Origin of the sequence: Polaribacter sp. 11A2H, from assembly GCF_011379025.1 — a bacterium.
Taxonomy (GTDB): Bacteria; Bacteroidota; Bacteroidia; order Flavobacteriales; family Flavobacteriaceae; genus Polaribacter.
Map to the genome: position 1 here is coordinate 19,739 of NZ_WTLD01000006.1, position 26,840 is coordinate 46,578.

Here is a 26,840-nt window from a genome sequence, read left to right on the forward strand (position 1 = left end):
AGTGTTCAGTGTTCAGTGTATTCAAAAATTAAAATTTTTGAATTGATACCTACAAGGTTTTGGAAACCTTGCAGGATATTTTGGAAACCTTATGTTGCAGGTTTATATTCTTTCTTATCGATTACAATCTTTGCGATAATCTCTTTTAAGATTTCTGAGGTTCCTCCTCCTATTGGTCCTAATCTACTATCTCTTAATAGACGTGCCATCGGATAATCTTCCATATAACCATAACCACCTAACATTTGCAGTGCGTCATAAATAACTTCGTCTGCCATTTTAGTAGAGAGCAATTTAGACATACTTGCTTCTTTTACCACATATTGTCCGTCATTAAGTCGTTTTGTAATTGAGTAGTTGTATTCTTTACACATATCTACTCTACTTGCCATTTCTGCTATTTTATGTCTTAATACTTGAAATTTATCTAAAGACTTACCAAAAGCAATTCGTTCTTGCATATAGGTTAAAGCATAGTCTAGTGCAAATTCTGCTCTTGCATGTGCATTTACCCCCATTACCAATCTTTCTAATGCAAAATGCTGCATAATATAAGGAAAACCTTTCCCTTCGTCTCCTAATAAATTTTCTGCAGGAATTTCTACATTATCAAACGCGATCTCTCCCGTATCTGATGCTTTCCAACCTAACTTGTCTAACTTTGTTGCTGTAAGTCCTTTTGATGCTCTATCTACCACAAAAATGCTAATTCCTTTATACTTATCTGAAGGATCTGTTTTTGCAGCTACAATTAAATAATCTGAATAAACTCCGTTTGTAATAAAGGTTTTAGAACCGTTTAAAATATATGTATCTCCTTGCTTAATTGCTGTAGAGCGCATACCCGCAACATCTGACCCGCCAAATGGTTCGGTGATACACATACAACCAATCATATTTCCTTCTATACTTGGTGTTAAATATTTATTTTTAATAAAATCATCTCCTTCTTTAGCTAAATGTGTCATGGCTAAATATTCGTGTGCCCACATTGCTGCTGCAAAACCACCTGAATTAACTTTCTGTAATTCTTCTAAGAAGATAACTGTATAAAATAGATCTAAATTTAAGCCTCCGAACTCTTCTGGAGTATTTAAACCGAAATAGCCCATTTCTCCGAATTTCTTCCAAATAAAACGTTCTATACTACCTTCTTTTTCCCATTTATCTATATGAGGAATTACTTCTTTTTTCAAAAACTCTTTAAAACTTGCACGGAAAGCTTCGTGCTCTTCAGTAAAATACATACTGCTCATAAGCAAATAAATGTGTTTGTGTTTATTATTCAGTCTCCAAATATAAGACTATTCTCTCATATTTATCTAAAGGAAAATCTTTGATATTTTTTAATTCAGAAATATTTTGAAGTTCGGCCACTTCATCTCTATATTCAAAAATCTTTTTACAAAGCGTATAATCTATATAAGGATTCTTTAAAAGCTCTTTAAATGTAGCTGTATTTACATTTATTTTGCTGATAATTGGTTTATCAACAATTGTGAATTTTGATAAGACTTTATTTGCAACTTCTTTATCTAAACCCCAAACCTCTTTCAGTTGATCTTCTATAGAAAAGCCTTGTAATCTTGTTCTATACTTTACAATTCGTTCAGAGAAAGCATCTCCAATTCCATTAATCGTTTTAAAATCTTCTGCAGTTGCTTTATTGATATCAGTAGTAGAAACTTTCTTTTCCTTCTTTTTATAATAAGATTGCTTTGCTCCTTTTAATGAAGAATTTAAATTTTGATTTACAACCCAATCAGGAAACTTAAAATAGGGTGCTATCTTATTTAATAAAGAATCAGAAATTTGAGTTACTTTTTGAAACTCACTTTTTGAATTAATAAATTTATTGGTAGTTCTAAAAGCTAATAACCGATCTATTTCGTTTATAGACATCCCTAATTTTTCTCCTTTACTGTCTGTAATATAATTAGGATTAAAGGGATAAATTTTAGGTTTTCTTCTTTCTGTTTCAATAATTCGTAAACTATCTATTTGCTGATGAAACGCTAAAACTTGATTAGAGTTTAAGTCCATTTCGTTTTCCGAAGATAAATCTCCAAAAACAATAACGGCTTGCATGGTAAGGATAAGTAATGTTAAAAAGAAAATCCCATTTCTTTGGCTTTTGTGATACCAGAAATGGGATTTAAATATTTTCATAAAAGTAATTTATGCTTCTTTTCTAGACTTTATAGCAGTCATGTATTTATTAAGTTCTTCTTTTACTTTAGGTGCAAGAATAATTAAACCTATCATGTTTGGAACCATCATTGCAAAAACCATTGCATCAGAGAAACCAATTACAGAGCCTAAACTTGCTGCTGCACCAATGACTACGAATATACAGAAAATTATTTTATATGTATATTCCATTTTTTTAGACCTTCCGAATAAAAACACCCAACCTTGAAAACCATAATAAGACCAAGAAATCATAGAACTAAATGCAAATAATACAACTGCAACAGTTAACACATAAGGAAACCAAGAAATAGCAGACTCAAAAGCTCCTGAGGTTAATAAAATAGCCTGTGCATCATTTAAAGAAGCGTTTTCTGCAGCAACATTACCTGTAATAATTAATACCAAAGCTGTCATTGTACAAACTACAACTGTATCTATAAATGGCTCTAATAATGCAACCATACCTTCACTAGCTGCGTATTTTGTTTTTACAGCAGAATGCGCTATGGAAGCAGAACCAATACCTGCTTCATTTGAAAAACAAGCTCTTCTAAATCCTTGCACCAGTACTCCTACTGCTCCACCTGCAATTCCCTCTGGGCTAAATGCTCCATTAAAAATTTGTGCGAAAGCATCACCAATCATATCATAATTTACAAAAATCACGAACAACGAAGCGGCTACATAAATTGCCACCATAAAAGGTACAATTTTATCGGTAACTTTTGCTATTTTTTTAATTCCTCCAATAATAACAATACCTACTAGTATAGCCATTACCAAACCAAATAACCAACCTTTACCATGTAAAATAGAAACACCTCCAACTGGAGTTGTAATACTTTCTACTAATTGAAAAGCTTGATTTACTTGAAACATGTTTCCACCTCCAAAAGAACCTCCAATAACAAATATTGCAAATAAGCCTGCTAATATTTTACCTAAGGTTTTATTTTTTAATCCTTTTGTTAAGTAATACATCGGACCACCATAAACGGTTCCATCTGCTTCTATATCTCTATATTTAACACCTAATGTACATTCTACAAATTTAGATGCCATTCCTAGAAACCCAGCAATAATCATCCAAAAAGTAGCACCTGCACCACCAATTGAAACAGCAATTGCAACTCCTGCAATATTACCCAAACCAACAGTTGCAGACAATGCAGCAGTTAATGCCTGAAAGTGAGAAACCTCTCCATCATGCCCTTCTACTCTTATAGTATCTGGATTATCTTCTTCATCTGTAAATTTTGATTTAGAAATCTCTACATTATGATTTTGTCTTTCTTCTAAATCGTCATATTTACCTCTAACAATGTTTATAGATGTAAAAAAACCTCTAAAATTTATAAACTTAAAGTAAAATGTAAAATAAACTGCCCCAAAAACAAGTGGAAATAAAACCCAATAAATACTAATTGTTTCTGTAAAAGGGATTTGATAAAAGATAAGGTTTACAAACCAACCTGTTGCATCTCCAAAAGCTTTATCTATTTGTTGGTCTAATCCTTTTTCTTGTGCAAATGTTAACATGGGGATTGCCAATAAAAACATTGACAGAATTCGTTTCTTCATAATATATAAAATTATTGTTTTTTCAATTAGTAACCCGCAATATCCTAAAAATTTGCTCTTTTCACAACTTTTAACCGATAAATGAAAATTTTATAATAAGATTTCTTTAAATCTTTGCAAATCTTGTTTAAAGGATTTTGGATAAAATTCTAGTTCTTTATTTGTTTTTGATAAATCGAAACCCGTTTTTGCAGGTCTTGCTGCTATTTGATTTAAGGTTGATGTTGATATGGGTTTAATTAAGTTTTTATCTAAATTAAAAGCAACTGCTATTTGTTGTGCAATTTCATAAACACTTAATAATTCATTTGATGAGATATTAAAAATACCTGTTGCTTTTTTATCCATAGAGATCTTACAAGCTAAGGCTAAATCCTCTACATAAGTTGGTGTTCTAAATTGATCGTCTACAATAGTAATTTCTTTACCCTTTTCTAACATCTCTCTAACCCATAGTACAATATTACTTCGGCTCATGTCAAACACTTTTCCATAAACTAAAATAGTTCTTAATATGGTGTAATTGATACTTGATTCTAATAAAAGTGCTTCAGATTTTAATTTCGAAGATCCGTAATAACTTAATGGATTTGCAATATCCGTTTCTTTATAGTTACCTTGTATTCCATCAAAAATAAAATCTGTAGAAATATGAATTAAATGAGCATTTAGTTCTGCTGATATTTCTGCCAACCATTTTACAACCGTTACATTTAGCAAATCACATGCGTCCTTTTTGTTTTCACAGTCATCAACCTGCGTCATGGCAGCTGTATTAATAATAAAATCTGGCTGAATTTCTAATAGTGCTTTTTTAAGATTTTCTTCTTCAGTAATATCAATAGAAACATATGAAAAATCATTTCTACCACTTCTATTTTCACCTCTTGAAAATCCAAAAACTTGGTAAGTTTCTTTTTCTTTAAGCAATAAATTTAATAAAGATTGACCTAACAATCCATTACTTCCTGTAATAACAACTTTAGCCATAAATAGATTTCTTATTTTATCTGTTTTAGAATTTTATTTTAGCCATGAAATTCCTAAAGCTCTTTTTTTAAAGTTTTATTAAACTAAAACAACTCTCTTAATTTAATTATTTGATTTGGTCTCCCCAAGACAATTAGATGAGACCCTTTAATAAGTAAACAATCTGCTTCCGGATTTATAATATATTCTTTACTGGGGTCTATAAAACCGATAACAGTACATCCCGTTTTTTTTCTTAAATCTAAATCTAAGAGTGTCTTATTTATATATTTTTCTGGCAAATCATTTACCGCTATTTCTTCTAAATTAGCAGTAGTTTCTCCTTCTATAGTTAACCGGTCTACAAACTCAATAACATCTGGTGTAGTTACTAAAGAAGCCATGTGATCTCCCCCTAGTTTATCTGGCATAATTACATTACTTGCTCCTGCAATTTTTAACTTACTATAAGAAGACTCATTAGAAGCCCTACTTATCACCTTGCATCCTTTATTTAATTGGCTAACCGTTAAAACTACAAATAAGTTATTAGCATCCGAAGGTAAAGCAGTAATTAAATAAGATGCTTTCTCTATACCCGCTCTTAATAAAGTTTCATCTAAAGTTGCATCTCCACTTATATTTAAAACCCCAGCTGCATCTAAAACTTCTATTCGTTCTTTACTTTTTTCAATAACAACAAAGTCTTTATTATAATTTTTTAATTTTAAAATTGCTTGTTTACCATTTCTTCCATATCCACAAACAATAGTATGCCCTTTTAAACTTGCTATTTTCTTTTCCACTTTTCTGTGCTTAAACTGTTCAAATAATTTACCGCTAACTAAATATTCTGAAAAAGCAGAAACGGCATATCCAAAAACGGTGATACTTGTTAAAATTAAAAATATTGTAAACACTTTTTCTTCCGGAGAAAATGGTCTTAACTCTCCAAAACCAACAGTAGTAACAGTAATAACCGTCATATACAAGGCATCTATAAAAGAGTAATTAGAAAGCGTCATATACCCTATTGTACCTAAAGATAGTATCGCAATAACTAAAAATAAGGTTTTATTAATTTTAGATTCTAATACAGTTATCTTCATATATTATAGGTCGAAGACAGAACTTCTTTTAGTATATATCATGTCTTTAAGCTTAAAAACAAATGCCATTGTTAAATAAAAACCAAAAGACAAACCTACTGTAAAAAAAGTAACATAAATAAAAAATAAACGCACATTTAAGGCTCTCATACCTATTCTATCTGCTAATCTTGACGAAACATGAAACCCATTTCTCTCAAAAAAATGTCGAATATTATCTATCATTTAGGTTAAAATAATTTAGATGCAATATAGTATTTTATCAATTGATAACAACATTTTTTAAATTACTGTTATTTATTAAATCTGCTCACTATAAAAGTTTACTATCAAAAGCGTTAAACAATCATCCTTAAATTAAAATTGGTTTCTTTAACTTTGCGTTTTTCCAAAAAGATCTCATTTGAAAGACCAAGAATATATAGAAGTATATGGAGCAAGAGTCCATAACTTAAAAAATATTGATGTAAAAATACCTCGTGAAAAACTAGTTGTAATAACTGGCTTAAGCGGAAGCGGAAAATCTTCTTTAGCTTTTGACACTATTTATGCAGAAGGACAAAGGCGATATATTGAAACTTTTTCTGCCTATGCACGTCAGTTTTTAGGTGGATTAGAAAGACCAGATGTTGATAAAATTGATGGCCTATCTCCAGTAATATCCATAGAGCAGAAAACAACTAATAAAAGTCCGCGCTCTACCGTTGGAACCATTACAGAAATTTACGATTTTTTAAGGCTATTATTTGCAAGGGCTGCAGATGCTTACTCCTACAATACTGGAGAAAAAATGGTCTGTTATTCCGATGAACAAATAAGACAACTTATTTTAACCGATTTTGCTGATAAAAAAATTGCTGTTTTAGCACCTTTGGTAAAATCTAGAAAAGGACACTATAGAGAACTTTTTGAGCAAATTTCTAAACAAGGATTTTTACGTGTTCGAGTAGATGGAGAAATTAAAGAAATAGAAAAAGGAATGCGTTTAGATCGATATAAAACGCATGATATAGAAGTTGTAATAGATAGACTTTTAATTAATGAATCTGCAGAAAAACGTTTAGAAGAAACCATAAAAACTGCCTTATATTCTGGGAATAATATTATGATGGTTATTGACATTGATGACAATGAACCTCGTTATTTTAGTAGAGAATTAATGTGCCCAACATCTGGTATTGCATATCCGAATCCAGAACCTAATACTTTTTCTTTTAATTCGCCAAAAGGTGCATGTGATAAATGTAGCGGATTAGGAATTACCAATGAAATTAACCTAGACAAAGTAATTCCAAATAACTCTATTTCCATACAAAAAGGAGGAATAATTCCTTTAGGAGAACAAAAAAGTAGTTGGATTTTTAAACAGATAGAAAATATTGCAGAACGTTATCAATTCAAATTAACAGATCCTATAAAAAGTATTCCAAAAGAAGCGTTAGACGTAATTTTAAATGGCGGTAACGAATCTTTTGAAATTGAATCTAAAGCTGCTGGGGTTACAAGAAATTATAAAATAGATTTTGAAGGAATTATTTCTTTCATAGAAAACCAATATGACAGTGCAGAAAGCACGACAATAAAACGTTGGGCAAAAGGTTTTATGGATGAAGTTTCTTGCTCTACCTGTGGTGGAAAAAGATTAAAAAGAGAAGCGCTTCATTTTAAAATTATAGACAAAAACATTAGCGACTTAGCACAAATGGATGCTACTGAACTTGCTAAATGGTTTGCAAATATTGAAAAAAGTTTATCAAAAAAACAACTAATCATTGCTGCTGAGATTTTAAAAGAAATTAGAACTAGAATTCAGTTTTTATTAGATGTTGGTTTAGATTACTTAACGTTAGACAGAACCTCTAAATCACTTTCTGGTGGAGAAGCACAAAGAATCCGTTTGGCAACTCAAATAGGATCACAATTAGTAGGTGTTCTTTATATTTTGGATGAACCAAGTATTGGATTGCATCAAAGAGACAATCAAAAATTAATAGACTCGTTAGTTAAATTAAGAGATATTGGTAACTCTGTTTTAGTAGTTGAGCACGATAAAGATATGATGGAGCATGCCGATTTCGTGTTCGATATTGGCCCTGGAGCAGGAAGACATGGTGGTGAAATAGTAAGCTCTGGAACTTTTGAAGATTTAAAAAAGCAAAATACCTTAACGGCAGACTATCTAACAGGAAGAAAAGAAATTGCGGTTCCTAAAAAACGTCGTGAAGGAAATGGAAAGTTTATCAAACTAAAAGGAGCAACAGGTAACAATTTAAAAAATGTTTCTGTAGAATTTCCTTTAGGAAAAATGATTTGTGTTACAGGAGTTTCTGGAAGTGGAAAATCTACCTTAATAAATGAAACCTTATATCCTATTTTAAACGCTCATATATATAGAGGTGTCAAAAAACCGATGCCATATAAGAAAATTGAAGGTTTAGAGCATGTAGATAAAGTAATAGACATCGATCAATCTCCTATTGGTAGAACTCCACGTTCTAACCCAGCAACCTATACAGGTACTTTTGGTGAAATTAGAAGTTTGTTTGCAAAAACTCCGGAAGCTGCAATTCGTGGTTATAAACCTGGTCGTTTTTCTTTTAATGTAAAAGGTGGAAGATGTGAAACTTGCCAAGGTGGTGGAGTACGTGTGATTGAAATGAACTTTTTACCAGACGTACAAGTAGAATGTGAAACTTGCCAAGGAAAACGTTTTAACAGAGAAACTTTAGAGATTCGTTATAAAGGAAAGTCGATTTCTGATGTTTTAAATATGACTATTGAAGATGCTACAAATTTCTTTGAACTCATACCAAAAATACACAGAAAATTAAAAACCATTAAAGATGTTGGTTTAGGATACATAACTCTAGGGCAACAATCTACCACACTTTCTGGAGGAGAAGCGCAGCGTATTAAATTAGCATCAGAACTATCTAAAAGAGATACCGGAAACACTTTTTATATTTTAGATGAACCTACAACAGGTCTTCATTTTGAAGATATTAGAGTACTTATGGATGTTCTTAATAAACTTGCCAATAAAGGAAATACCGTCTTAATTATAGAACACAATTTAGATGTTGTAAAATTAGCAGATTACATTATAGATGTTGGTATGGAAGGCGGAAAAAAAGGTGGGAAAATTCTTTGCACAGGAACACCAGAAGAAGTTGCAGAACATAAAACAAGCTATACTGCTAAATTCCTTAAAAAAGAGTTGAATTAAAAATTAAGTCATTTAGCATTATATAATGTTAAAAAAGAGCTACTTTAGCAAGCTTTCTTTTTTTCTAAAAAGAAAAATAAATTTTAAAAAATTACAGATAATGACAAGTGATGACAGAAAAATAAAAGAAAAATTACAAACAAAAACCTGGAATGAGATAAAAACAAATGATTCTTGGGCTATTTTTAAAATAATGGCAGAGTTTGTAGATGGTTACGAGCGTTTAAGTAAAATAGGACCATCAGTATCTATTTTTGGATCTGCAAGAACAAAACCAGATCATCCATATTATAAATTAGCAGAAGAAGTTGCTTTTCAATTAACTCAAAACGGTTACGGTGTAATTACTGGTGGTGGACCAGGAATTATGGAAGCAGGGAATAAGGGTGCTCATAGAGGAAAAGGAAGTTCTGTAGGATTAAATATTGAATTGCCTTTTGAACAGCATGATAACCCATGGATTGACCAAGGAAAAAGTTTAGACTTCGATTACTTTTTTGTACGTAAAGTAATGTTTGTAAAATACTCGCAAGGTTTTGTTGTAATGCCTGGTGGTTTTGGTACCATGGATGAGCTTTTTGAAGCTATTACACTAATACAAACCCATAAAATTGGTCGTTTTCCAATTATTTTAGTAGGAACAAAGTTCTGGGGAGGTTTATTAGATTGGATAAAAAATACTCTTATAGAAGAAGGAAATATTAGTGAAAAAGATTTAGATCTTTTTAGATTGGTAGATACCGCAGAAGAAGCTATTGAACATCTTAATAATTTTTACGATAAATATCATTTTAAACCTAATTTCTAAAATATTATATTAATTTACACTTTTATATAGCCTGTCTTTTTTATAGTAAGATAGGCTATTATAATATAAACCCTGATTTAACCCAATAAAGATTTAATTGAAAAATCGTTATTACATATTACTAATTTGCTTCTTAGCATCCTCTTTTGTGTTTTCGCAGCAGAATTCAATCAGCATAAAATCTAAATTAGACACCAAAAAAGACGAGCTTAAAATTCAACAAGAAATTATTTTCTACAACCAATCAGACTCTATATTAACTAAAGTCTATCTTCATAATTGGGCAAACAGCTATAGAGACAGAAAAACGCCGTTATCTAAAAGATTTATTAAGGATTTTAGAAAAGATCTATACTTTGCTAAAGCTGAAGAATTAGGCTCATCTCTCATAAAAAGTCTTTCTGTAGATTTTGAAAACGTCTATTTTAAAGAATTAGACAAACAGGCAGATATTATAGAAATAGACCTTGACAAGCCATTATATCCAAATTCAAAAATTACTATATCTATAACCTATATTGTAAAAATACCCAATGCTCGTTTTACAAAATATGGTAAAACAAAAACAGGCTATCACCTTAGAAATTGGTATTTAACACCCGCTGTTTACGACAATGGTTGGCAATTAATGAGTAATTTAAATTTAGATGATTTATATGAAAAAAGCACTGATTTTAAAATAGAAATCGATGTACCTAAAGATTTAATTGTAGAATCTAATTTATATCAATATAAAACAAAAAAAGAAAACACAAACAGTTACTATTTAGTTGGAAAAAATAAAACCGATATTATTCTTGGAATCAACAAAACCGAACAACTAAAAACCTATACCACAAAAACAGTTACTGTACATACAGATGTTTTCTCTAAAGAATTAGATTACAATTTAACAACCAGTATTTTAAACAGAGAACTCCTTTTTATTCAAAAATATTTAGGAAAATACCCTCATGTAGAAATTTTTATTGATAAAACAACTCAAAGTAAAAATCCAATCTATGGCTTAAATCAATTGCCTAATTTTTTACGCCCATTTTCCGATACTTTTAAATGGGATGTTACAATGTTTAAGGCACTTACAAAAAGGTATATAGAAAACACCTTACTCTTAAACAAAAGAAAAGATTACTGGTTAATGGACGGAATACAAAACTATTTAATGATAGAATATGTAGAGCAGTACTATCCAGAAGTAAAACTTTTAGGTAAAGTATCTAACTCTTGGTTTTTAAAAAGATTTAATATTTCTAAATTAGATTTTAATGATAAATATCCTTTTGTATACCAATTTACAGCACGTAAATTTTTAGACCAAGCATTAAATACTTCCGCAGACTCTCTTTCTAATTTTAATAGAAAAATTGTAAGCAAGTACAAAGCTGGCTTAGGATTTCGTTTTTTAAAAGGATATTTAGGTGATAGCATTCTAAACCAGACAATACAAGAGTTCTACCAAAACAACCAATTAAAAATTATAAGAAGTACTAATTTTAATCAATTACTATCTTCTAAGACTACTAAAGATTTAGACTGGTTTTTTGATGATTTTGTAAAGACCAATAAAAAAATAGATCATAAAATTGAAAGTATAACAAAAGAAAAAGACAGCATCTCTGTAACCATTAAAAACAAAAGAAATATTACTACTCCTTTGGCTCTTTATGCAATAAAAGATAAAGAAATTATATTAAAAAAATGGATAGCTGATGTTGATAGCACTAAAACCGTAAAATTTAAAAAAGGAGACTACGACACTTTTGTGTTAAATTATGAAAACCTATATCCAGAATTAAATACTTTAAATAACTGGAAAAAGGTTGACAAAAAAATTCTTAATAAACCTTTAAAATTCTCATTTTTAAAAGACATAAGCAGTCCAAATTACAATCAAGTTTTTTACCAACCTGACGCAAATTATAATTTTTACAATGGTTTAATTCTTGGTGTAAAATTACACAACAAACCACTGATAAAAAGAAATTTTGATTTTAAAATATCTCCTTATTATGCTACAAAAAGTAAAACGCTTATAGGTAGTTTTTCTTTGCTTTATAATCAGTTTTTTGAAAAAACAAAAATCTACAAAGTAGCTTACGGTTTGTCTGGAGGCACCTCTGATTACGCACCTAATTTATCGTATAAATCTCTTGTTCCTTATGTAGACATTACTTTTAAAAGAAAAACATTAAGAGATATTTCATCAGAGTCATTAAGAGCAAAATTAATTCATATAGATAAAGAAATTGCGCCTAATGCTATAAAAACAGACCAAGATAATTATAGTATTCTTAGTCTAAGTTACAATTACTCTAACCCAGATATCATTAAAGAATTTAGATACAGTTTTAGCACTGAATTTGCTAAAAAATTCTCTAAAGCATCATTAGATCTTAGGTTTAGAACCTTAACAACAACAGACACACAGTTAGATTTTAGATTTTTTGCAGGTGTGTTCCTTAACAACAAAACCGAAGGAGATTATTTTAGTTTTGGTTTAGATAGAAGTAATGATTACTTATTTCAATTAAATTACTTAGGTAGATCTGAAAGTTCTGGTTTTTTTAGTCAACAATATATCATCACCGAAGGTGGTTTTAAATCTGTATTACCTACACGGTTTGCAAATCAATTTATGGTTTCTAATAATTCTAGCATCGGTTTATGGAGATGGATAGAAGTTTATAATGATGTGGCTTTCTTAAAAAATAAAAATCATCCGCTGTATTTTGCCTACGAAAACGGAATTCGTTTTAATTTTGTACATGAAATCTTCGAAATTTACTTTCCTTTATATTCTAACAATGGTTGGGAAATATCTCAGAATGCGTATCCAGAAAAAATAAGATTCTCTTTATCTGCAGATGTAAAATCTATTTACAACTTTTTTAAGAGAGGTTTTTTATAGACTTACCTGCCCTAAACTTACGCCCTAAAACAATCTAGAACACTCATTATAAACACCGTATAAAAATATATTGCTTCTACTTAGAAAAGTATAAGTTAAAAAATGAGCTTAATTTTAAGAGTTTTAAAAATATTTAAACTTAAAAAAATTGCTATTAACACCAATCACTTCTTTGTAACTAAAGCACCTCTATTTTAAAAAAGGACAAGAAGAATTATTAGTTCTATTATTAATTTTACACTATAAAAACAAACTTCTCTTTATCTGTAACTTATTTTTTTTAGAGCTTTCTAAAATATCTATTTCTATAAATTAACAACAATGAGTACAGGTTTTGTTTTTATTGAAATATTTTTAACAAAAACAACATAATCCTTAATAATTTTACATAATTCTTAATAAATATATAAATTTTTAAATATCAACTAAAAAAACTATCTTTGTAACACACACAAAAGCTCATAAAAATGTTGCAAGAAACACCTATAGATAATAAACAAAAACTATCTTTTAAAGACTTTAAAACAGAAGTTTTAAATGATTATAAAATAGCTAAAATTAGTAGAGAGTGTAGTTTATTAGGACGTAGAGAAGTTTTAACAGGTAAAGCTAAATTCGGGATTTTTGGTGACGGAAAAGAAGTGCCGCAACTAGCAATGGCTAAAGCTTTTAAGTTGGGAGATTTTAGATCTGGTTATTATAGAGATCAAACTTTTATGATGGCTATTGGAGAACTAACCCCACAACAATTCTTTGCTGGTTTATATGCTCACACAGATATTAAAGCAGAACCTATGTCTGCAGGAAGACAAATGGGTGGTCACTTTACAACACACAGTTTAAACGAAGACGGCAGCTGGAAAAACTTAACAAAACAATACAACTCTAGTGCAGACATTTCTCCTACAGCAGGTCAAATGCCACGTTTATTAGGTTTAGCACAAGCCTCTAAAATATATAGAACAGAAAAAAGCGTACAACATAAATCTAAATTTTCTATAAACGGAAATGAAGTTGCTTGGGGTACTATTGGTAATGCAAGTACAAGTGAAGGTTTATTTTTTGAAACTATAAATGCAGCAGGTGTTTTACAAGTACCAATGGTAATGAGTGTTTGGGATGATGAATACGGAATTTCTGTACATGCGAAACATCAAACTACAAAAGAAAGCATTTCAGAAATTTTAAAAGGATTTCAGAGAGAACACAACAAAGCTGGTTACGAGATATTTGTTGTAAATGGTTGGGATTATGTTCAACTTGTTGACATATATAGCAAAGCTGCAAAAATTGCCAGAGAAGAACACGTTCCTGTTTTAATTCACGTAAAAGAATTAACACAGCCACAAGGCCATTCTACTTCTGGATCTCACGAAAGGTATAAAGATAAAAAAAGATTAAATTGGGAGAAAGATCACGATTGTATTACAAAAATGCGAAACTGGATTTTAGACTTCGAATTAGAAACTGAAACGGGAGAAACTTTACGCTTTGTAGAATCTGAAGAAGATCTTATTATTTTAGAAAAAGAAGCAAAAAAAGAAGTTTTAAGTGCAAAAAGAAATGCTTGGAACGCTTTTATTAATGATATAAAAACAGAAGTAAATACTGCTTGCCAATTATTAGACAAGGTTGCTGAAAAAAGTAAAAACAGTAGTTTTATCAATAAACATAAAAAAGATTTAATTTCTATTGTAGAACCTAGTAGAAAAGATGTTTTATCTACCACTAGAAAAACATTACGATATTTAAGTGATGAAAACTTTGCTGAAAAAATATTACTACAAAATTTTATAAAAAACGCAATAAAAAGTGCTTCTGAAAAATTTTCTTCATACTTACATAGTGAGTCAAACCTTAGTGCATTAAACGTTTCTGAAAAGAAGCCTATATATTCTGATAGTAAAACATTAGTAGATGCACGAATAATTATGAGAGATAACTTTGATGCTATTCTTAAAAAACATCCAGAAGTAATTATTTTTGGTGAAGATGCTGGTTTTATTGGTGATGTAAACCAAGGATTAGAAGGGCTTCAAGAAAAATATGGTGAAATAAGAGTTGCAGATACAGGTATTAGAGAAGCTACAATTATTGGCCAAGGTATTGGTTTAGCAATGCGTGGCCTACGCCCTATTGCAGAAATACAATATCTAGATTACCTACTGTACGCTTTACAAATAATGAGCGACGATTTAGCAACGTTACATTATAGAACTTTCGGTAAACAAAAAGCGCCTTTAATTATTAGAACACGTGGCCACAGACTAGAAGGTATTTGGCATGCAGGTTCTCCAATGGGAGGAATTATAAATAATGTTAGAGGTATTCATGTTTTAGTACCTAGAAACATGACAAAAGCAGCTGGTTTTTACAACACTTTACTAGAAGGAGATGAACCTGCATTAGTGATTGAGTGTTTAAATGGCTACCGATTAAAAGAAGAATTACCTGTAAATTTAGGTGATTACAAAACACAAATAGGTGTTGTAGAAACAGTAAAAGAAGGTACCGATTTAACGGTTGTTTCTTACGGATCTACCTTAAGAATTGTAGAAGAAGTTGCAAAAGAATTACTACAAGCAGATATTAATATAGAAATTATAGATGCACAAAGTTTATTGCCTTTTGACTTGAATCATGATTGTGTAAAAAGTTTACAAAAAACGAATAAATTGTTAATCATTGATGAAGATTTACCTGGTGGAGCTTCTGCTTATCTTCTACAAGAAATCGTAGAAAAGCAAAATGGATACATGTTTTTAGATAGTAAACCCGCTACCTTAACAGCCAAAGAACACAGAACAGCTTATGGTACAGATGGAGATTATTTTTCTAAACCATCTGCAGAAGATATTTATGAAAAAATCTATGAAATCATGAATGAAGCAAATCCTAATAAATATAAAAGTCTGTATTAAAATACAAACATAAATTCTATTAAGCCCAAAAAAACTATTTTTTTGGGCTTTTTTTTTAACATAACTATAAGAAAACGTTAAGAAAATAACAAGCACATTTAAGTAATTTAGTGCCTTACACATCATTAAACTCTAATATGAAAAAAACACTACTTTTATTATTACTCTCTCTTTTTACGATTTCTAATTCTCTTGAAGCTCAACGAAAATCAAAAGATAAAAAGAAAGAAAATTCAGAAACTAAAACAACTAAATCAAAAATACCAAAATATTCAGATTTTGTAAATAAAGATACAAAAACTGATGAAGGTTTATTTAAAGTTCATTTTAATAAAGATACATTTATCTACGAAATTCCTAAATCTTACTTGGGTAAAGAAATGTTATTAGTTACTAGACTAAAAGACATACCTGCTGGCTTGGGTGGTGGTTATGTAAATGCAGGTTCTAAAATTAACACACAAGTTGTTGTTTGGGAAAAATATAAAAATAAAGTTTTATTAAAAGTAAAATCTTACAACGCCGTTGCAAACGATTCTTTACCGATTTTTAAATCTGTAGAAGCTAATAATTTAGAACCAATTATTTACTCTTTTGATATTAAAACTCAAAATGCAGATTCTACTTCTGTCATAGTTGATGTCACTAAATTCTTTTCTTCTGATGTAAAAGCAATCTCAGGATTATCTTCAAGATTTAGAAAAACATATAAAGTAAAAAGATTAGATGCAGATAGAAGTTTTGTTAGCAGCATTAAAAGTTACCCTACAAATGTAGAAGTCGTTCAGAATTTTACATTTGATGCAGATGCTCCACCAAGCAATCAAAATACAAACACCATTACAATGCGTGTGAATCAATCTATGATTTTACTTCCAGAAAAACCAATGATGCCTAGAATTTCAGACAAAAGAGTTGGTTATTTTTCTCTAGAAAATGTAGATTATAGTTCAGAAGCTTTAAAAGCTGATAGTAAAAGATATATTAAACGTTGGAGGTTAGAACCTAAAGATGTTGAAGCATATAACCGTGGAGAATTAGTAGAACCAAAAAAACAAATTGTTTATTACTTAGATCCTGCAACGCCAGAAAAACTAAGAAAATACATAAAGCAAGGAGTTGATGATTGGGCAAAAGTTTTTGAAACGGCAGGTTTTAAAAATGCCATTACAGCAAAAATACCTCCAACAAAAGAAGAAGACCCAGAGTTTAGTATGGAAGATGCTCGTTATTCTTCAATTAGATACGTAGCAAGTACCACAAGAAATGCAACCGGACCAAGTGTTGCAGATCCAAGATCTGGAGAAATATTAGAAAGTGATATTATTTGGTATCACAACCACTTACGCTCTTACAGAAACAGGTATTTATTAGAAACAGGAGCAGCAAATCCGTCTGCAAGAACTTTAGACACGCCTGCAGAAGATATTGGAGAAATGATGCGTATGGTAATTTCTCACGAAGTTGGTCATGCTTTAGGTTTACCTCATAATATGGCTGCAAGTTACGCCTACCCTGTAGACTCTTTACGTTCTGGAAGTTTTACTCAGAAAAACGGAATTGCAGCAACCATTATGGATTATGCTCGTTACAATTACATTGCACAACCTGGTGATAAAAACATCCGCTTTATAAGACAATTAGGTCCTTATGACCATTATGCAATTAATTGGGGATACAGAGTTGTGCCAAATGCAAATACTCCAGAGGACGAAGTAAAAACTTTAGATAAATGGATTGAAGATAAAGCAGATAACCCAATTTATAGATTTGGTGGACAACGTTTTGATCCTTCTGCACAAACTGAAGGAATTGGTAACGACCAAGTAAAAGCAAGCACTTACGGAGTTAAAAACTTAAAAATTGTAGCTAAAAACCTTCCAAATTGGACATCAGATCAAACAAATAATTACGAAGATTTAAGTGAATTATACGGAGAATTATTAAGCGTTTGGGGAAGATATTCTGGACACGTTGTTGGTAATATTGGTGGTGTTTACGAGTTTAACAAAAAACCATCTCAATCTGGCGATATTTATGTTCCTGTTACAAAAGCAAAACAAAAAGAATCAATGGTTTGGTTACAAACAAATGTTTTTAAAACACAATATTGGTTACTAGATAAAGACATTTTAAACAAGATTGAAGAAACTGATTACACTAAAAAATTAGGTAGTTATCAAAATAGATTTTTAAGTACTTTATTAAATTACCGTACTTTAAATAGAATGATAGAAGCAGAAGTAATTCAAAATGAATTTTATGCAGCATCAGACATGATTAAAGATTTAAGAAAAGGTGTTTTTTCTGAAACAAATGCAACTAAAAATGTTGACTTACAAAGAAGAACTCTTCAAAAATCATTTATTGAAAAAATGAAGAATTTAATGATTAATGAAGAATCTAAGAATAATGACATCTCTTCTATAATAAGAGGAGAATTAGAAGCTTTAAAATACCAAGTAAATACAGCAAGTAAAAGAGCTGTAAACACAATTACAAAATATCATTATAAAGATTGTTATGCTAAAATTAATGAAATCTTAAATCCTAAGAAATAACATTATTTTTCACTTAACAACCGAACTCCTATTGCGCACTGTAAACATCGTTTCTTTGCGCAATAGTTGTTTTTAAGCTCTAATAAAGCTTGTGTTTCATAAGCATTTTTAGATTGAATCTTAATTTCATTAAACTTAGAAATAATACTATTCTTTTCTGGTTTTATTTTTTTTAGAATCGATAAAAACCCCATTTCATTTACTTCCCCCCTATTTTTTTGATATAAAAACTTTAGTGGAATAATAGTGTTGATCAATAATAAATCTACAAAGGACTTTGTTAACTTTTTAGGTGATGTTTTAGAAACCTTATCAAACGTATAATGTGTTTTCCAAAAAGGATGTACATCAATTTCAAACAAGTCGTAAAATCCCTTTAAGGTTTCTATTTGCATCATTTTAGAAAATAAATTTTGATGTAAATGATACAAAGTAATTAACTGTGCAATACGAATGGTAGGAAAATTTGGCGGTCGCATTCTAAAAAATGAAAACTGCACTTTTGCTATCGGTTCTAAGTTGTATTTATGTTGCAAATAGTTGTACGCTGTTTTTAATTGCTGATGATAATCGTCTTCTACAACCTCCTCTAAAAAACCTGCTTGTCCAAATAACAAAGCAGTTAATTGAGTTTCATCTAACCTTACTTTTCTGAGAATCGAAAAATCAAAAGATTTTGATAAGCTAAAAAAGACTTCTCCATTTACTTTTAAGCCAAAGTTTTTGGCTAATAACTGAAATAGAACTGCTTCAAAGTCATTTTGATTGTCTGACAAAACCCTATTTATTTCAATAGATTTTAGTTCTAAGCGTTCAAAAAATAAACGTTCTTTCCAATTATCAATAGTAAAATTATCTACAGTACTAATTTCTTTTTCACATGGAATCCAATTTTGTTTGGCCGAAAATAAATTTCGATAATTATTTAAAGCAGTAGCAAACACAAAATCTTTTAAAACTAAAACAGGCAACGGTTTGTTATTTTTCATATAAACAGTTGCATCATCTTCCCAAACTACATGTAAAATAACGGCATCATAATTCTCATCAATTTCATGGTGATGTGCATACCAATCAGACGATTTTAAATGAATTTCCACATTGCCAACCCACAATTGATCATCCAACTTAAGTTGCGCATTCAAAAAATCTGGACCTGAGTTGTAATTATGTGTTCCTACTTTTAAAATAACAACATCTTCCTTAGAAGTTGTCTTTAAATCGTGAACAGAAAACAATTGATATTTCCACACATAATGAAGAAAATCCTCATTCATAATCTTTTTTTTTGTTTTCAAGATACAAAAAATCATTTATACCTTTATTTATATTTATAATCACTTGAACAGAGTTCATCGAAAAGAATGAACTATTTTTGCAACCTAATTAAGATAAATGAATATTATAGATAGTTTAAAATGGCGTTATGCTGTTAAAAAATTTGATTCAGAAAAACAACTTTCAGAGACTCAAATAAACACCTTAAAAGAAGCTTTTAACTTAACAGCTAGTTCTTACGGATTACAACCTTTAAAGTTAGTGGTAATTAAAAACAAAGAAGTTCAAAAAAACTTAGTTACGCATTCTTGGAACCAAGCTCAAATATTAGATGCTTCTCACGTATTAGTTATCTGTATTCCTAAAAATTACACAAGCTTAGAAGTAGAAAATTACTTTAGTTTGGTACAGAAAATAAGAAACACACCTAGTGAGGTTATAAAGCCTTTTAAAGAATTTCTAACAGCAGATATTGAGAAAAAAACGCAAGAAGAATTAACCGTATGGAATAAAAACCAAGCCTATATTGCACTTGGTAATTTAATGACCGTTTGTGCAGTAGAAAAAATAGATGCTTGCCCTATGGAAGGCTTTATTCCTGAAAAATATGATGAAATTCTGAATTTAACCGCTCAAAATTTACAATCTGTATTAGTACTTCCCGTTGGTTTTAGAGCCGATGATTGCTACATGAAAGATTTAACAAAAGTTAGAAAAGACTTAACAGAAACTATAGTAGAAATATTGTAAATTTACTGATTGAAATTAAATTTTTAAAGGAATAAAAACCTTTAAAATTCATAATAAAAAATAAGAAAATGAGTAAAGCAGTAAGAAATTTAGAGCCTAAAATTGTTTGGAATCACTTTGCAGATTTAAATGCAGTGCCTCGTCCTTCTAAAAAAGAAGAACGCGTAATTCAGTTTATGGTAGATTTTGGTAAGAAATTAAACCTGGAAACTTTTGTAGATAAAGTTGGAAATGTAATTATTAAAAAACCAGCTACAAAAGGTTTAGAAAACAGAAAAACTGTTGTTTTACAGAGTCATTTAGATATGGTTCATCAAAAAAATTCAGCTACTGATTTCGATTTTGATAAGGAAGGTATTAAAATGCTAATTGAAGGTGATTGGGTTACTGCAGACGGAACAACATTAGGTGCAGATAACGGCTTAGGTGTTGCTGCAATTATGGCTATTTTTTCTTCTGAAGATATTGAACACCCAAACCTAGAAGCGCTTTTTACAATTGATGAAGAAACTGGTATGACTGGTGCAATGGGACTTGAAGGTGGAATTTTAGAAGGAGAAATTCTTTTAAACTTAGACACAGAAGAAGATGATGAAATTGGTATGGGTTGTGCTGGTGGTGTAGATGTTACAGCAACAAGAAGCTATGCAGAAGAAGAAGTTTCTGAAAATGCTACCGCTTATTCAATTACTGTAAAAGGTTTAAATGGCGGACATTCTGGAATGGACATTATTAAAGAATTAGGAAACGCTAACAAAATTATGAACCGTTTATTATTTGATAGTTTCACCAATTTTGGTTTACAAATCTCTGAAATAAATGGAGGTAGTTTACGTAACGCAATTCCTAGAGAAAGTGCAGCAATTGTAACGGTAGACATCATTTCTAAAGAAGCTTTTCTTTTAGAGACTAGTTTACTTATTAACAACATAAAAGAAGAGTTTTCAACAATAGAACCTAACTTAATTATTGACATTCAAGAAACTACACTTCCAAATAAAATTATGGAATTGGGTGTTCAAGAAGGTTTATTAAAATCTATTTATGCTGCTCATAACGGCGTTTATAGAATGAGTCCGGATATTAAAGGATTGGTAGAAACTTCTAATAACATTGCAAGAGTAATTGTAAAAGACGGAAGTATAAAAATTGGTTGTTTGACACGATCTTCATCAGAAAGTAATAAATTAGATTTAGCAAATTCTTTAAAATCTGCTTTTGAATTATCTGGTTTTGATGTAGATTTATCTGGTGAATACCCAGGATGGCAACCGAATGTAAATTCAGCAATTTTAGATGTAGTTTCTAATTTATATGAAACACTACATGGTGAAAAAGCAGATGTAGCAGCTTGTCATGCTGGTTTAGAATGTGGTATTTTAGGTCAGAATTACCCAGAAATGGATATGGTTTCTTTTGGACCAACTATAAGAGGAGCACATTCTCCAGACGAAAAAGCATCTATTTCATCAACACAAAAATTCTGGAAATTTTTAGTAGCTATATTAAAGAACATTCCAAAGAAATAGTACAATATCACCTGTTAGAAACCGAAGTTTACGCTTCGGTTTTTTTTTGCTTGAATTTGTTTAAAAAGTCAATAAAAATAAACACAAATAACTGAAATACAGAAATTTACAGTTTTATCTTTTTGTTAACATCTTTCATTTTCTAAAGACAGAAAAAAACGTAATTTTACTACCTATAAACTAAACTTTTATAATGGGTAAAATAATTGCTATTGCAAATCAAAAAGGGGGTGTTGGTAAAACAACTACAAGCATAAATTTAGCTGCTTCTTTAGGTGTTTTAGAGAAAAAAGTTTTGTTAATTGATGCAGATCCGCAAGCAAATGCTTCGTCTGGTTTAGGTATTGATGTTGAAACTGTAGAATATGGAACCTATCAAGTTTTAGAACATTCTGTTTCTGCAAAAGACGCAATTGTTAAAACAGACTCTCCAAATGTAGATATTATACCTGCACATATAGATTTAGTTGCTATTGAAATAGAATTGGTAGACAAAGAAGATAGAGAGTATATGTTAAAAAAAGCGTTAGTCGATCTAAAAGAAGATTACGATTATATTTTAATAGATTGCGCTCCATCATTAGGTTTAATTACTTTAAACTCTTTAGTTGCTGCAGATTCTGTAATAATTCCTATTCAGTGTGAATATTTTGCGCTAGAAGGATTAGGAAAACTACTAAATACAATTAAAAGTGTACAAAATATTCATAATTCAGATTTAGATATAGAAGGCTTACTTTTAACCATGTTCGATTCTCGTTTACGTCTTTCTAATCAAGTCGTTGATGAAGTTAGAAAACATTTTTCTAGTATGGTTTTTGATACTATAATTAGAAGAAATACCCGTTTAGGAGAAGCACCAAGTTACGGAGAAAGTATTATTGCTTACGATGCAACCAGTAAAGGTGCCGTAAATTACTTAAATTTGGCACAAGAATTATTAAAAAAGAATTCGTAAAATGGCAAAAGCAACCAAGAAACAAGCTTTAGGACGAGGATTATCTGCTTTATTGCAAGAATCTTCTAACGTAATTTCTGCATCAGATAAAAATGCTGACAAACTTGTTGGAAGTATCATTGAAATAGAATTAGATTTAATTGATGTAAATCCGTTTCAACCTAGAACTTATTTTGACGAAGAAGCATTAAGAGAACTAGCAAATTCTATAAAAGAATTAGGAGTAATTCAGCCAATTACAGTTAGAAAATTAGAAGGAAATAAATTTCAATTAGTATCTGGTGAGCGTCGTTTTAGAGCCTCTAAATTAATTGGAAACAAAACAGTACCGGCATATATAAGACTTGCCAATGACCAAGAAATGCTAGAAATGGCATTGGTAGAAAACATTCAACGTAAAAATTTAGACCCAATAGAAGTTGCTTTATCTTACCAGCGCTTAATAGATGAAATTCAATTAACGCAAGAAGAATTAAGTACAAGAGTTGGTAAAAAACGTTCTACGGTAACCAATTATCTACGTTTATTAAAATTAGATCCAATCTTACAAACAGGTATGCGAGATGGTTTTATTTCTATGGGACATGGTCGTGCTATGATTAATGTAGAAAATACAGAAGATCAATTAGCTATTTACGAGAAAATTTTAAGAGATAAATTATCTGTAAGACAAACAGAAGATTTAGTAAAAAGCTTAAAATCTGGCACTATTGCAAAACCAAAAAAGAAACCAGTACCTAACTACATTAAAAGTAGTGTTAAAGATATTAGTGAATACTTTGGGCATAAAATAGACGTTACTGTTAGTACTAATGGTAAAGGAAAAATTTCTATTCCTTTTCATTCTGAAGAAGATTTTAACCGCATCAAAAACTTATTAAAATAAGTGTCTATTAAAAAAATAATATTTGTTTTATTCCTTGCATTTATTTCTGCCTCTATTTTTGGACAGAAAGATTCTGTGAATGTGAAAGATTTAAAAATAAAAGGAGATATAAAAATTGAAAAAGGAGGCGTTTACGATGCATTAGCACCGTCTAAGGCTGCATTTTACTCTGCTATATTTCCAGGAATGGGTCAGGTTTATAATAAAAAATATTGGAAAGCACCAATTGTTTGGGCTGCTATGGGTACAAGTATTTATTTTTATTTAGACAATAATAAAGAATACCACAGATACAGAACTGCCTACAAACTTAGAAAAAATAATTTAGTAGACGAATTTACGGTGAATGGTGTAGAAATACTTTCTTTAGAAACTTTAGAAAGAGCACAAGAACAGTTAAGTGAAAATAGAGATATGTCTTTGTTAACAACCGTTATACTCTATGTATTACAAATTGTAGAAGCAAGTGTTAATGCACATTTATTACAATTTAATACAGATGATGATTTATCGTTTAAACCTACTTTTATTAACGATCCTACTTATTTTGAAGCTCCAAAAGTAGGTCTAACAATTAAATATAATTTTTAAAATGAAGATTGCACTATTAGGTTATGGAAGAATGGGGAAAGAAATTGAAAAAATTGCTTTATCTCGCGGACATGAAATCGTAATAAAAAAAGACGTAGATGATGTAATTGATATTAAACTAGCTGATGTTGCTATCGATTTTAGTGTACCTACTTCTGCTTACAATAATATTAGCGACTGTATTAACAATAATGTTCCTGTAATTTCTGGAACTACCGGTTGGTTAGACAAATACAATGATGCCGTTGCACTTTGTAAAGAAAAAAACAGCGCATTTATTTATGCTTCTAATTTTAGTTTGGGAGTAAATATCTTTTTTGAATTGAACAAACAATTGGCAAAAATGATGAGCTCTTTAGAAGATTATAATATTTCTATGGAAGAAATTCATCATACAAAAAAATTAGATGCACCAAGTGGAACCGCAATTACTTTGGCGGAAGGAATCATAGAAAATTCTTCTAAAAATAATTGGGAGTTAGACGAAAAAACATCCGAAGAAAACATTCCAATTGTTGCAAAAAGAATTCCTGAAGTTCCAGGAACTCACACCGTTTGGTATGATTCTGAAGTAGATTCTATAGAAATAAAACATACTGCACACAGTAGAAAAGGCTTTGCTTTAGGTGCCGTTGTAGCAGCTGAATGGATTGTAGGAAAACAAGGAGTTTTCTCTATGAAAGATGTGTTAAACATCCGTTAAAGACTGTAACAAATTAATAATAAAACTACTAATAAAAATATAAGTAACCCCTCAATCGCAGTTGAGAGGTTTATTTTTTTATTATGAAACATCAAGTTCTCAACTGCGATTGAACAGACAATAAATAGTACTATTATGACTTATATAGAGTGGTTTATCTTTTTTTTAGCAATACAAGTAATTCATTTTTTAGGTACTTGGAAATTATATGTTAAAGCGGGTAGAAAAGCATGGGAAGCTGCAGTGCCTGTCTACAACGGAATTATTTTAATGCAAATTATAAATAGACCAAAATGGTGGATAATCTTATTATTTATACCAATTGTAAACCTATTAATGTTTCCTGTTATTTGGATTGAAACTATTAGAACTTTTGGTTTCTATAAAAAATTAGATTCGTTATTAGTTATTGTTACTTTAGGTCTGTATATTTTTTACATCAATTATGCTACAGAAGCAAAGTACAATGCAGAAAGAAGCTTAAAACCACGTTCTGAACTAGGTGAATGGGTTAGTTCTATTGCTTTTGCAATTATTGCGGCAACTTTGGTACACACTTATTTTATGCAACCTTTTACCATACCAACTTCTTCTTTAGAAAAGTCTTTATTGGTAGGAGATTATCTTTTTGTAAGTAAGTTTCATTATGGAGCTAGAGTTCCATCTACAGTAATCGCTGCACCAATGGTACATGATTCTATACCATTTACAGGAATTGCTTCTTACTTAAAAAGTCCACAATTACCATATACACGTTTACCTGGTTTACAGCAAATTAAAAACAACGATATTGTTTGTTTCAATTGGCCTGCAGATACTTTAGCAACCATGTGGGGAGATCATTCTGGTAAATTTACATACAAACCAGTAGATAAAAAAACCAATTATGTAAAGCGTAGTGTTGGTATTGCTGGAGATTCTTTAGAAATTAAAGATGGTTACGTATATATTAACGGACAAAAAAATAAATTACCATACAGAGCAAAAATTCAATTTTACTATACTTACGAAGCAAAATCTACAATTGATATAAATAACTTTCCAAAGTTTTTAATCAATAAAGATAGAACGAATGTATATAAGATTTTAAATGAATATTGGAACAACCCTAAGATTCAGGAAGCTTTTGAAAAAAGTGCAGACCTATCTAAAATAGATTCAGACTCTTTATATACAGAAGTTGCAGGACGTATTTCTCAAGGGTTAGCTAGCCGCTTAAAAATGACCAATGTGGCTAACAAAATAAATATTAATTTAACTGAAGAAGAGTTTACCCAACTAAAAAAACTTCCTTCTACAGTATCTCTAAAAAAAGTAAATTATAGAACTGATGTTGGTATTTTTCCTCATATAAAAGAAAATCAATGGAGCCAAGATAATATGGGCCCAATTTATATTCCTAAAGCTGGAGCAACTGTAAAGATTGATGTAAAATCATTACCATATTACGAGCAAATTATTAAAAATTACGAAAACAACGATTTACAAATTGTTGGTGACAATATTTTTATTAATGGTGAAAAAGCAGATTCTTATACCTTTAAGCAAGATTATTATTGGATGATGGGAGATAACAGACACAACTCTTTAGACGCACGCTATTATGGCTACACTCCTTTTGATCATGTACTTGGTAAACCCGTAATGATATGGTTTAGTTGGGATGCAAACGCACCTACTATGGGAGCAAAGATAAAATCTATTCGTTGGGACAGAATGTTTACAACTGTTGGTGGCGATGGAGAACCTGTTTCTTATAGATATATTGTTTTTGGATTAATAGCGCTATATATTGGATATAGTTTTTATAAAGGAAAGAAAGCTACAAAATAGTATTCAGTTTTAAGTAGCGGTTTCTAGTTTTTAGAA

19 protein-coding genes are annotated in these 26,840 nt (G+C 30.3%); 12 read left to right on the forward strand and 7 right to left on the reverse strand.

What is annotated here, in order from left to right:
- Positions 1-89 precede the first annotated feature (89 nt).
- The 6 genes from GQS58_RS09080 to GQS58_RS09105 form a co-directional block, all read right to left on the reverse strand.
- Positions 90-1,256 (reverse strand): acyl-CoA dehydrogenase family protein, encoded by a 1,167-nt coding sequence (locus GQS58_RS09080; protein WP_166385078.1) that lies wholly within the window; start codon positions 1,254-1,256, stop codon positions 90-92.
- Positions 1,257-1,281: 25 nt separating this feature from the next.
- Positions 1,282-2,169: a ComEA family DNA-binding protein gene (locus tag GQS58_RS09085; RefSeq protein WP_166385080.1), complete on the reverse strand. Its 888-nt coding sequence runs from the start codon at positions 2,167-2,169 to the stop codon at positions 1,282-1,284.
- Positions 2,170-2,178: 9 nt separating this feature from the next.
- Entirely contained in the window at positions 2,179-3,774 is a 1,596-nt protein-coding gene (locus tag GQS58_RS09090; RefSeq protein WP_166385082.1) for an alanine/glycine:cation symporter family protein, read from the reverse strand.
- Between the two features lie 90 nt (positions 3,775-3,864).
- The gene (locus tag GQS58_RS09095) at positions 3,865-4,764 is read right to left on the reverse strand and encodes an SDR family oxidoreductase (RefSeq protein ID WP_166385084.1); all 900 of its coding nucleotides are present in this window, start codon (positions 4,762-4,764) and stop codon (positions 3,865-3,867) included.
- A gap of 83 nt (positions 4,765-4,847) precedes the next feature.
- Entirely contained in the window at positions 4,848-5,852 is a 1,005-nt protein-coding gene (locus tag GQS58_RS09100; RefSeq protein WP_166385086.1) for a potassium channel family protein, read from the reverse strand.
- A 3-nt stretch (positions 5,853-5,855) separates the two neighbouring features.
- Positions 5,856-6,077 (reverse strand): PspC domain-containing protein, encoded by a 222-nt coding sequence (locus GQS58_RS09105; RefSeq protein WP_166385088.1) that lies wholly within the window; start codon positions 6,075-6,077, stop codon positions 5,856-5,858.
- Between the two features lie 178 nt (positions 6,078-6,255).
- Here GQS58_RS09105 and uvrA point away from each other — a divergent pair, with 178 nt between their 5' ends.
- The 5 genes from uvrA (at position 6,256) to GQS58_RS09130 (ending at position 18,276) form a co-directional block, all read left to right on the forward strand.
- Entirely contained in the window at positions 6,256-9,078 is a 2,823-nt protein-coding gene (gene uvrA, locus GQS58_RS09110) for an excinuclease ABC subunit UvrA (protein ID WP_166385090.1), read from the forward strand.
- A 100-nt stretch (positions 9,079-9,178) separates the two neighbouring features.
- Positions 9,179-9,886, forward strand: coding sequence for a TIGR00730 family Rossman fold protein (locus GQS58_RS09115; protein ID WP_166385092.1), 708 nt, complete (start codon positions 9,179-9,181; stop codon positions 9,884-9,886).
- 97 nt (positions 9,887-9,983) lie between these two features.
- Positions 9,984-12,794 carry a M1 family metallopeptidase gene (locus GQS58_RS09120; RefSeq protein ID WP_166385094.1) on the forward strand — a complete coding sequence of 937 codons (2,811 nt, stop codon included), beginning with the start codon at positions 9,984-9,986 and terminating at the stop codon, positions 12,792-12,794.
- A gap of 467 nt (positions 12,795-13,261) precedes the next feature.
- Positions 13,262-15,715 carry a thiamine pyrophosphate-dependent enzyme gene (locus tag GQS58_RS09125; RefSeq protein WP_166385096.1) on the forward strand — a complete coding sequence of 818 codons (2,454 nt, stop codon included), beginning with the start codon at positions 13,262-13,264 and terminating at the stop codon, positions 15,713-15,715.
- A gap of 137 nt (positions 15,716-15,852) precedes the next feature.
- Positions 15,853-18,276, forward strand: coding sequence for a zinc-dependent metalloprotease (locus GQS58_RS09130; protein ID WP_166385098.1), 2,424 nt, complete (start codon positions 15,853-15,855; stop codon positions 18,274-18,276).
- Between the two features lie 2 nt (positions 18,277-18,278).
- On the opposite strand, the gene GQS58_RS09135 is transcribed toward GQS58_RS09130, so the two are convergent.
- Complete coding sequence (locus GQS58_RS09135; protein WP_166385100.1) at positions 18,279-19,553, reverse strand: DUF2851 family protein; 1,275 nt, start codon at positions 19,551-19,553, stop codon at positions 18,279-18,281.
- A gap of 118 nt (positions 19,554-19,671) precedes the next feature.
- Between GQS58_RS09135 and GQS58_RS09140 the strand changes: the two genes are divergently transcribed.
- The 7 genes from GQS58_RS09140 (at position 19,672) to lepB (ending at position 26,804) form a co-directional block, all read left to right on the forward strand.
- On the forward strand, positions 19,672-20,304 hold the full coding sequence (locus tag GQS58_RS09140) for an NAD(P)H-dependent oxidoreductase (RefSeq protein WP_166385102.1): 633 nt from the start codon (positions 19,672-19,674) through the stop codon (positions 20,302-20,304).
- A 68-nt stretch (positions 20,305-20,372) separates the two neighbouring features.
- Complete coding sequence (locus GQS58_RS09145; protein WP_166385104.1) at positions 20,373-21,833, forward strand: aminoacyl-histidine dipeptidase; 1,461 nt, start codon at positions 20,373-20,375, stop codon at positions 21,831-21,833.
- Positions 21,834-22,026: 193 nt separating this feature from the next.
- Positions 22,027-22,791, forward strand: coding sequence for a ParA family protein (locus GQS58_RS09150; protein ID WP_166385106.1), 765 nt, complete (start codon positions 22,027-22,029; stop codon positions 22,789-22,791).
- A gap of 1 nt (position 22,792) precedes the next feature.
- Complete coding sequence (locus GQS58_RS09155; protein ID WP_166385108.1) at positions 22,793-23,677, forward strand: ParB/RepB/Spo0J family partition protein; 885 nt, start codon at positions 22,793-22,795, stop codon at positions 23,675-23,677.
- The gene (locus GQS58_RS09160; RefSeq protein ID WP_166385110.1) at positions 23,678-24,268 is read left to right on the forward strand and encodes a DUF5683 domain-containing protein; all 591 of its coding nucleotides are present in this window, start codon (positions 23,678-23,680) and stop codon (positions 24,266-24,268) included.
- A gap of 1 nt (position 24,269) precedes the next feature.
- Positions 24,270-24,971 carry a 4-hydroxy-tetrahydrodipicolinate reductase gene (gene dapB / locus GQS58_RS09165; protein ID WP_166385112.1) on the forward strand — a complete coding sequence of 234 codons (702 nt, stop codon included), beginning with the start codon at positions 24,270-24,272 and terminating at the stop codon, positions 24,969-24,971.
- Positions 24,972-25,106: 135 nt separating this feature from the next.
- On the forward strand, positions 25,107-26,804 hold the full coding sequence (gene lepB, locus GQS58_RS09170; protein ID WP_166385114.1) for a signal peptidase I: 1,698 nt from the start codon (positions 25,107-25,109) through the stop codon (positions 26,802-26,804).
- Positions 26,805-26,840: the final 36 nt, after the last annotated feature.

What these genes read in the sequence shown, in the direction of transcription:
- GQS58_RS09085 (WP_166385080.1), bottom strand. Translation starts at nt 2,169, where the DNA reads ATGAAAATATTTAAATCCCATTTCTGGTATCACAAAAGCCAAAGAAAT.
- GQS58_RS09140 (WP_166385102.1), top strand. Translation starts at nt 19,672, where the DNA reads ATGAATATTATAGATAGTTTAAAATGGCGTTATGCTGTTAAAAAATTT.
- GQS58_RS09145 (WP_166385104.1), top strand. Translation starts at nt 20,373, where the DNA reads ATGAGTAAAGCAGTAAGAAATTTAGAGCCTAAAATTGTTTGGAATCAC.
- GQS58_RS09105 (WP_166385088.1), bottom strand. Translation starts at nt 6,077, where the DNA reads ATGATAGATAATATTCGACATTTTTTTGAGAGAAATGGGTTTCATGTT.
- GQS58_RS09115 (WP_166385092.1), top strand. Translation starts at nt 9,179, where the DNA reads ATGACAAGTGATGACAGAAAAATAAAAGAAAAATTACAAACAAAAACC.
- GQS58_RS09125 (WP_166385096.1), top strand. Translation starts at nt 13,262, where the DNA reads ATGTTGCAAGAAACACCTATAGATAATAAACAAAAACTATCTTTTAAA.
- GQS58_RS09155 (WP_166385108.1), top strand. Translation starts at nt 22,793, where the DNA reads ATGGCAAAAGCAACCAAGAAACAAGCTTTAGGACGAGGATTATCTGCT.
- GQS58_RS09130 (WP_166385098.1), top strand. Translation starts at nt 15,853, where the DNA reads ATGAAAAAAACACTACTTTTATTATTACTCTCTCTTTTTACGATTTCT.
- lepB (WP_166385114.1), top strand. Translation starts at nt 25,107, where the DNA reads ATGACTTATATAGAGTGGTTTATCTTTTTTTTAGCAATACAAGTAATT.
- GQS58_RS09100 (WP_166385086.1), bottom strand. Translation starts at nt 5,852, where the DNA reads ATGAAGATAACTGTATTAGAATCTAAAATTAATAAAACCTTATTTTTA.
- GQS58_RS09080 (WP_166385078.1), bottom strand. Translation starts at nt 1,256, where the DNA reads ATGAGCAGTATGTATTTTACTGAAGAGCACGAAGCTTTCCGTGCAAGT.
- GQS58_RS09150 (WP_166385106.1), top strand. Translation starts at nt 22,027, where the DNA reads ATGGGTAAAATAATTGCTATTGCAAATCAAAAAGGGGGTGTTGGTAAA.
- dapB (WP_166385112.1), top strand. Translation starts at nt 24,270, where the DNA reads ATGAAGATTGCACTATTAGGTTATGGAAGAATGGGGAAAGAAATTGAA.
- GQS58_RS09135 (WP_166385100.1), bottom strand. Translation starts at nt 19,553, where the DNA reads ATGAATGAGGATTTTCTTCATTATGTGTGGAAATATCAATTGTTTTCT.
- GQS58_RS09095 (WP_166385084.1), bottom strand. Translation starts at nt 4,764, where the DNA reads ATGGCTAAAGTTGTTATTACAGGAAGTAATGGATTGTTAGGTCAATCT.
- GQS58_RS09090 (WP_166385082.1), bottom strand. Translation starts at nt 3,774, where the DNA reads ATGAAGAAACGAATTCTGTCAATGTTTTTATTGGCAATCCCCATGTTA.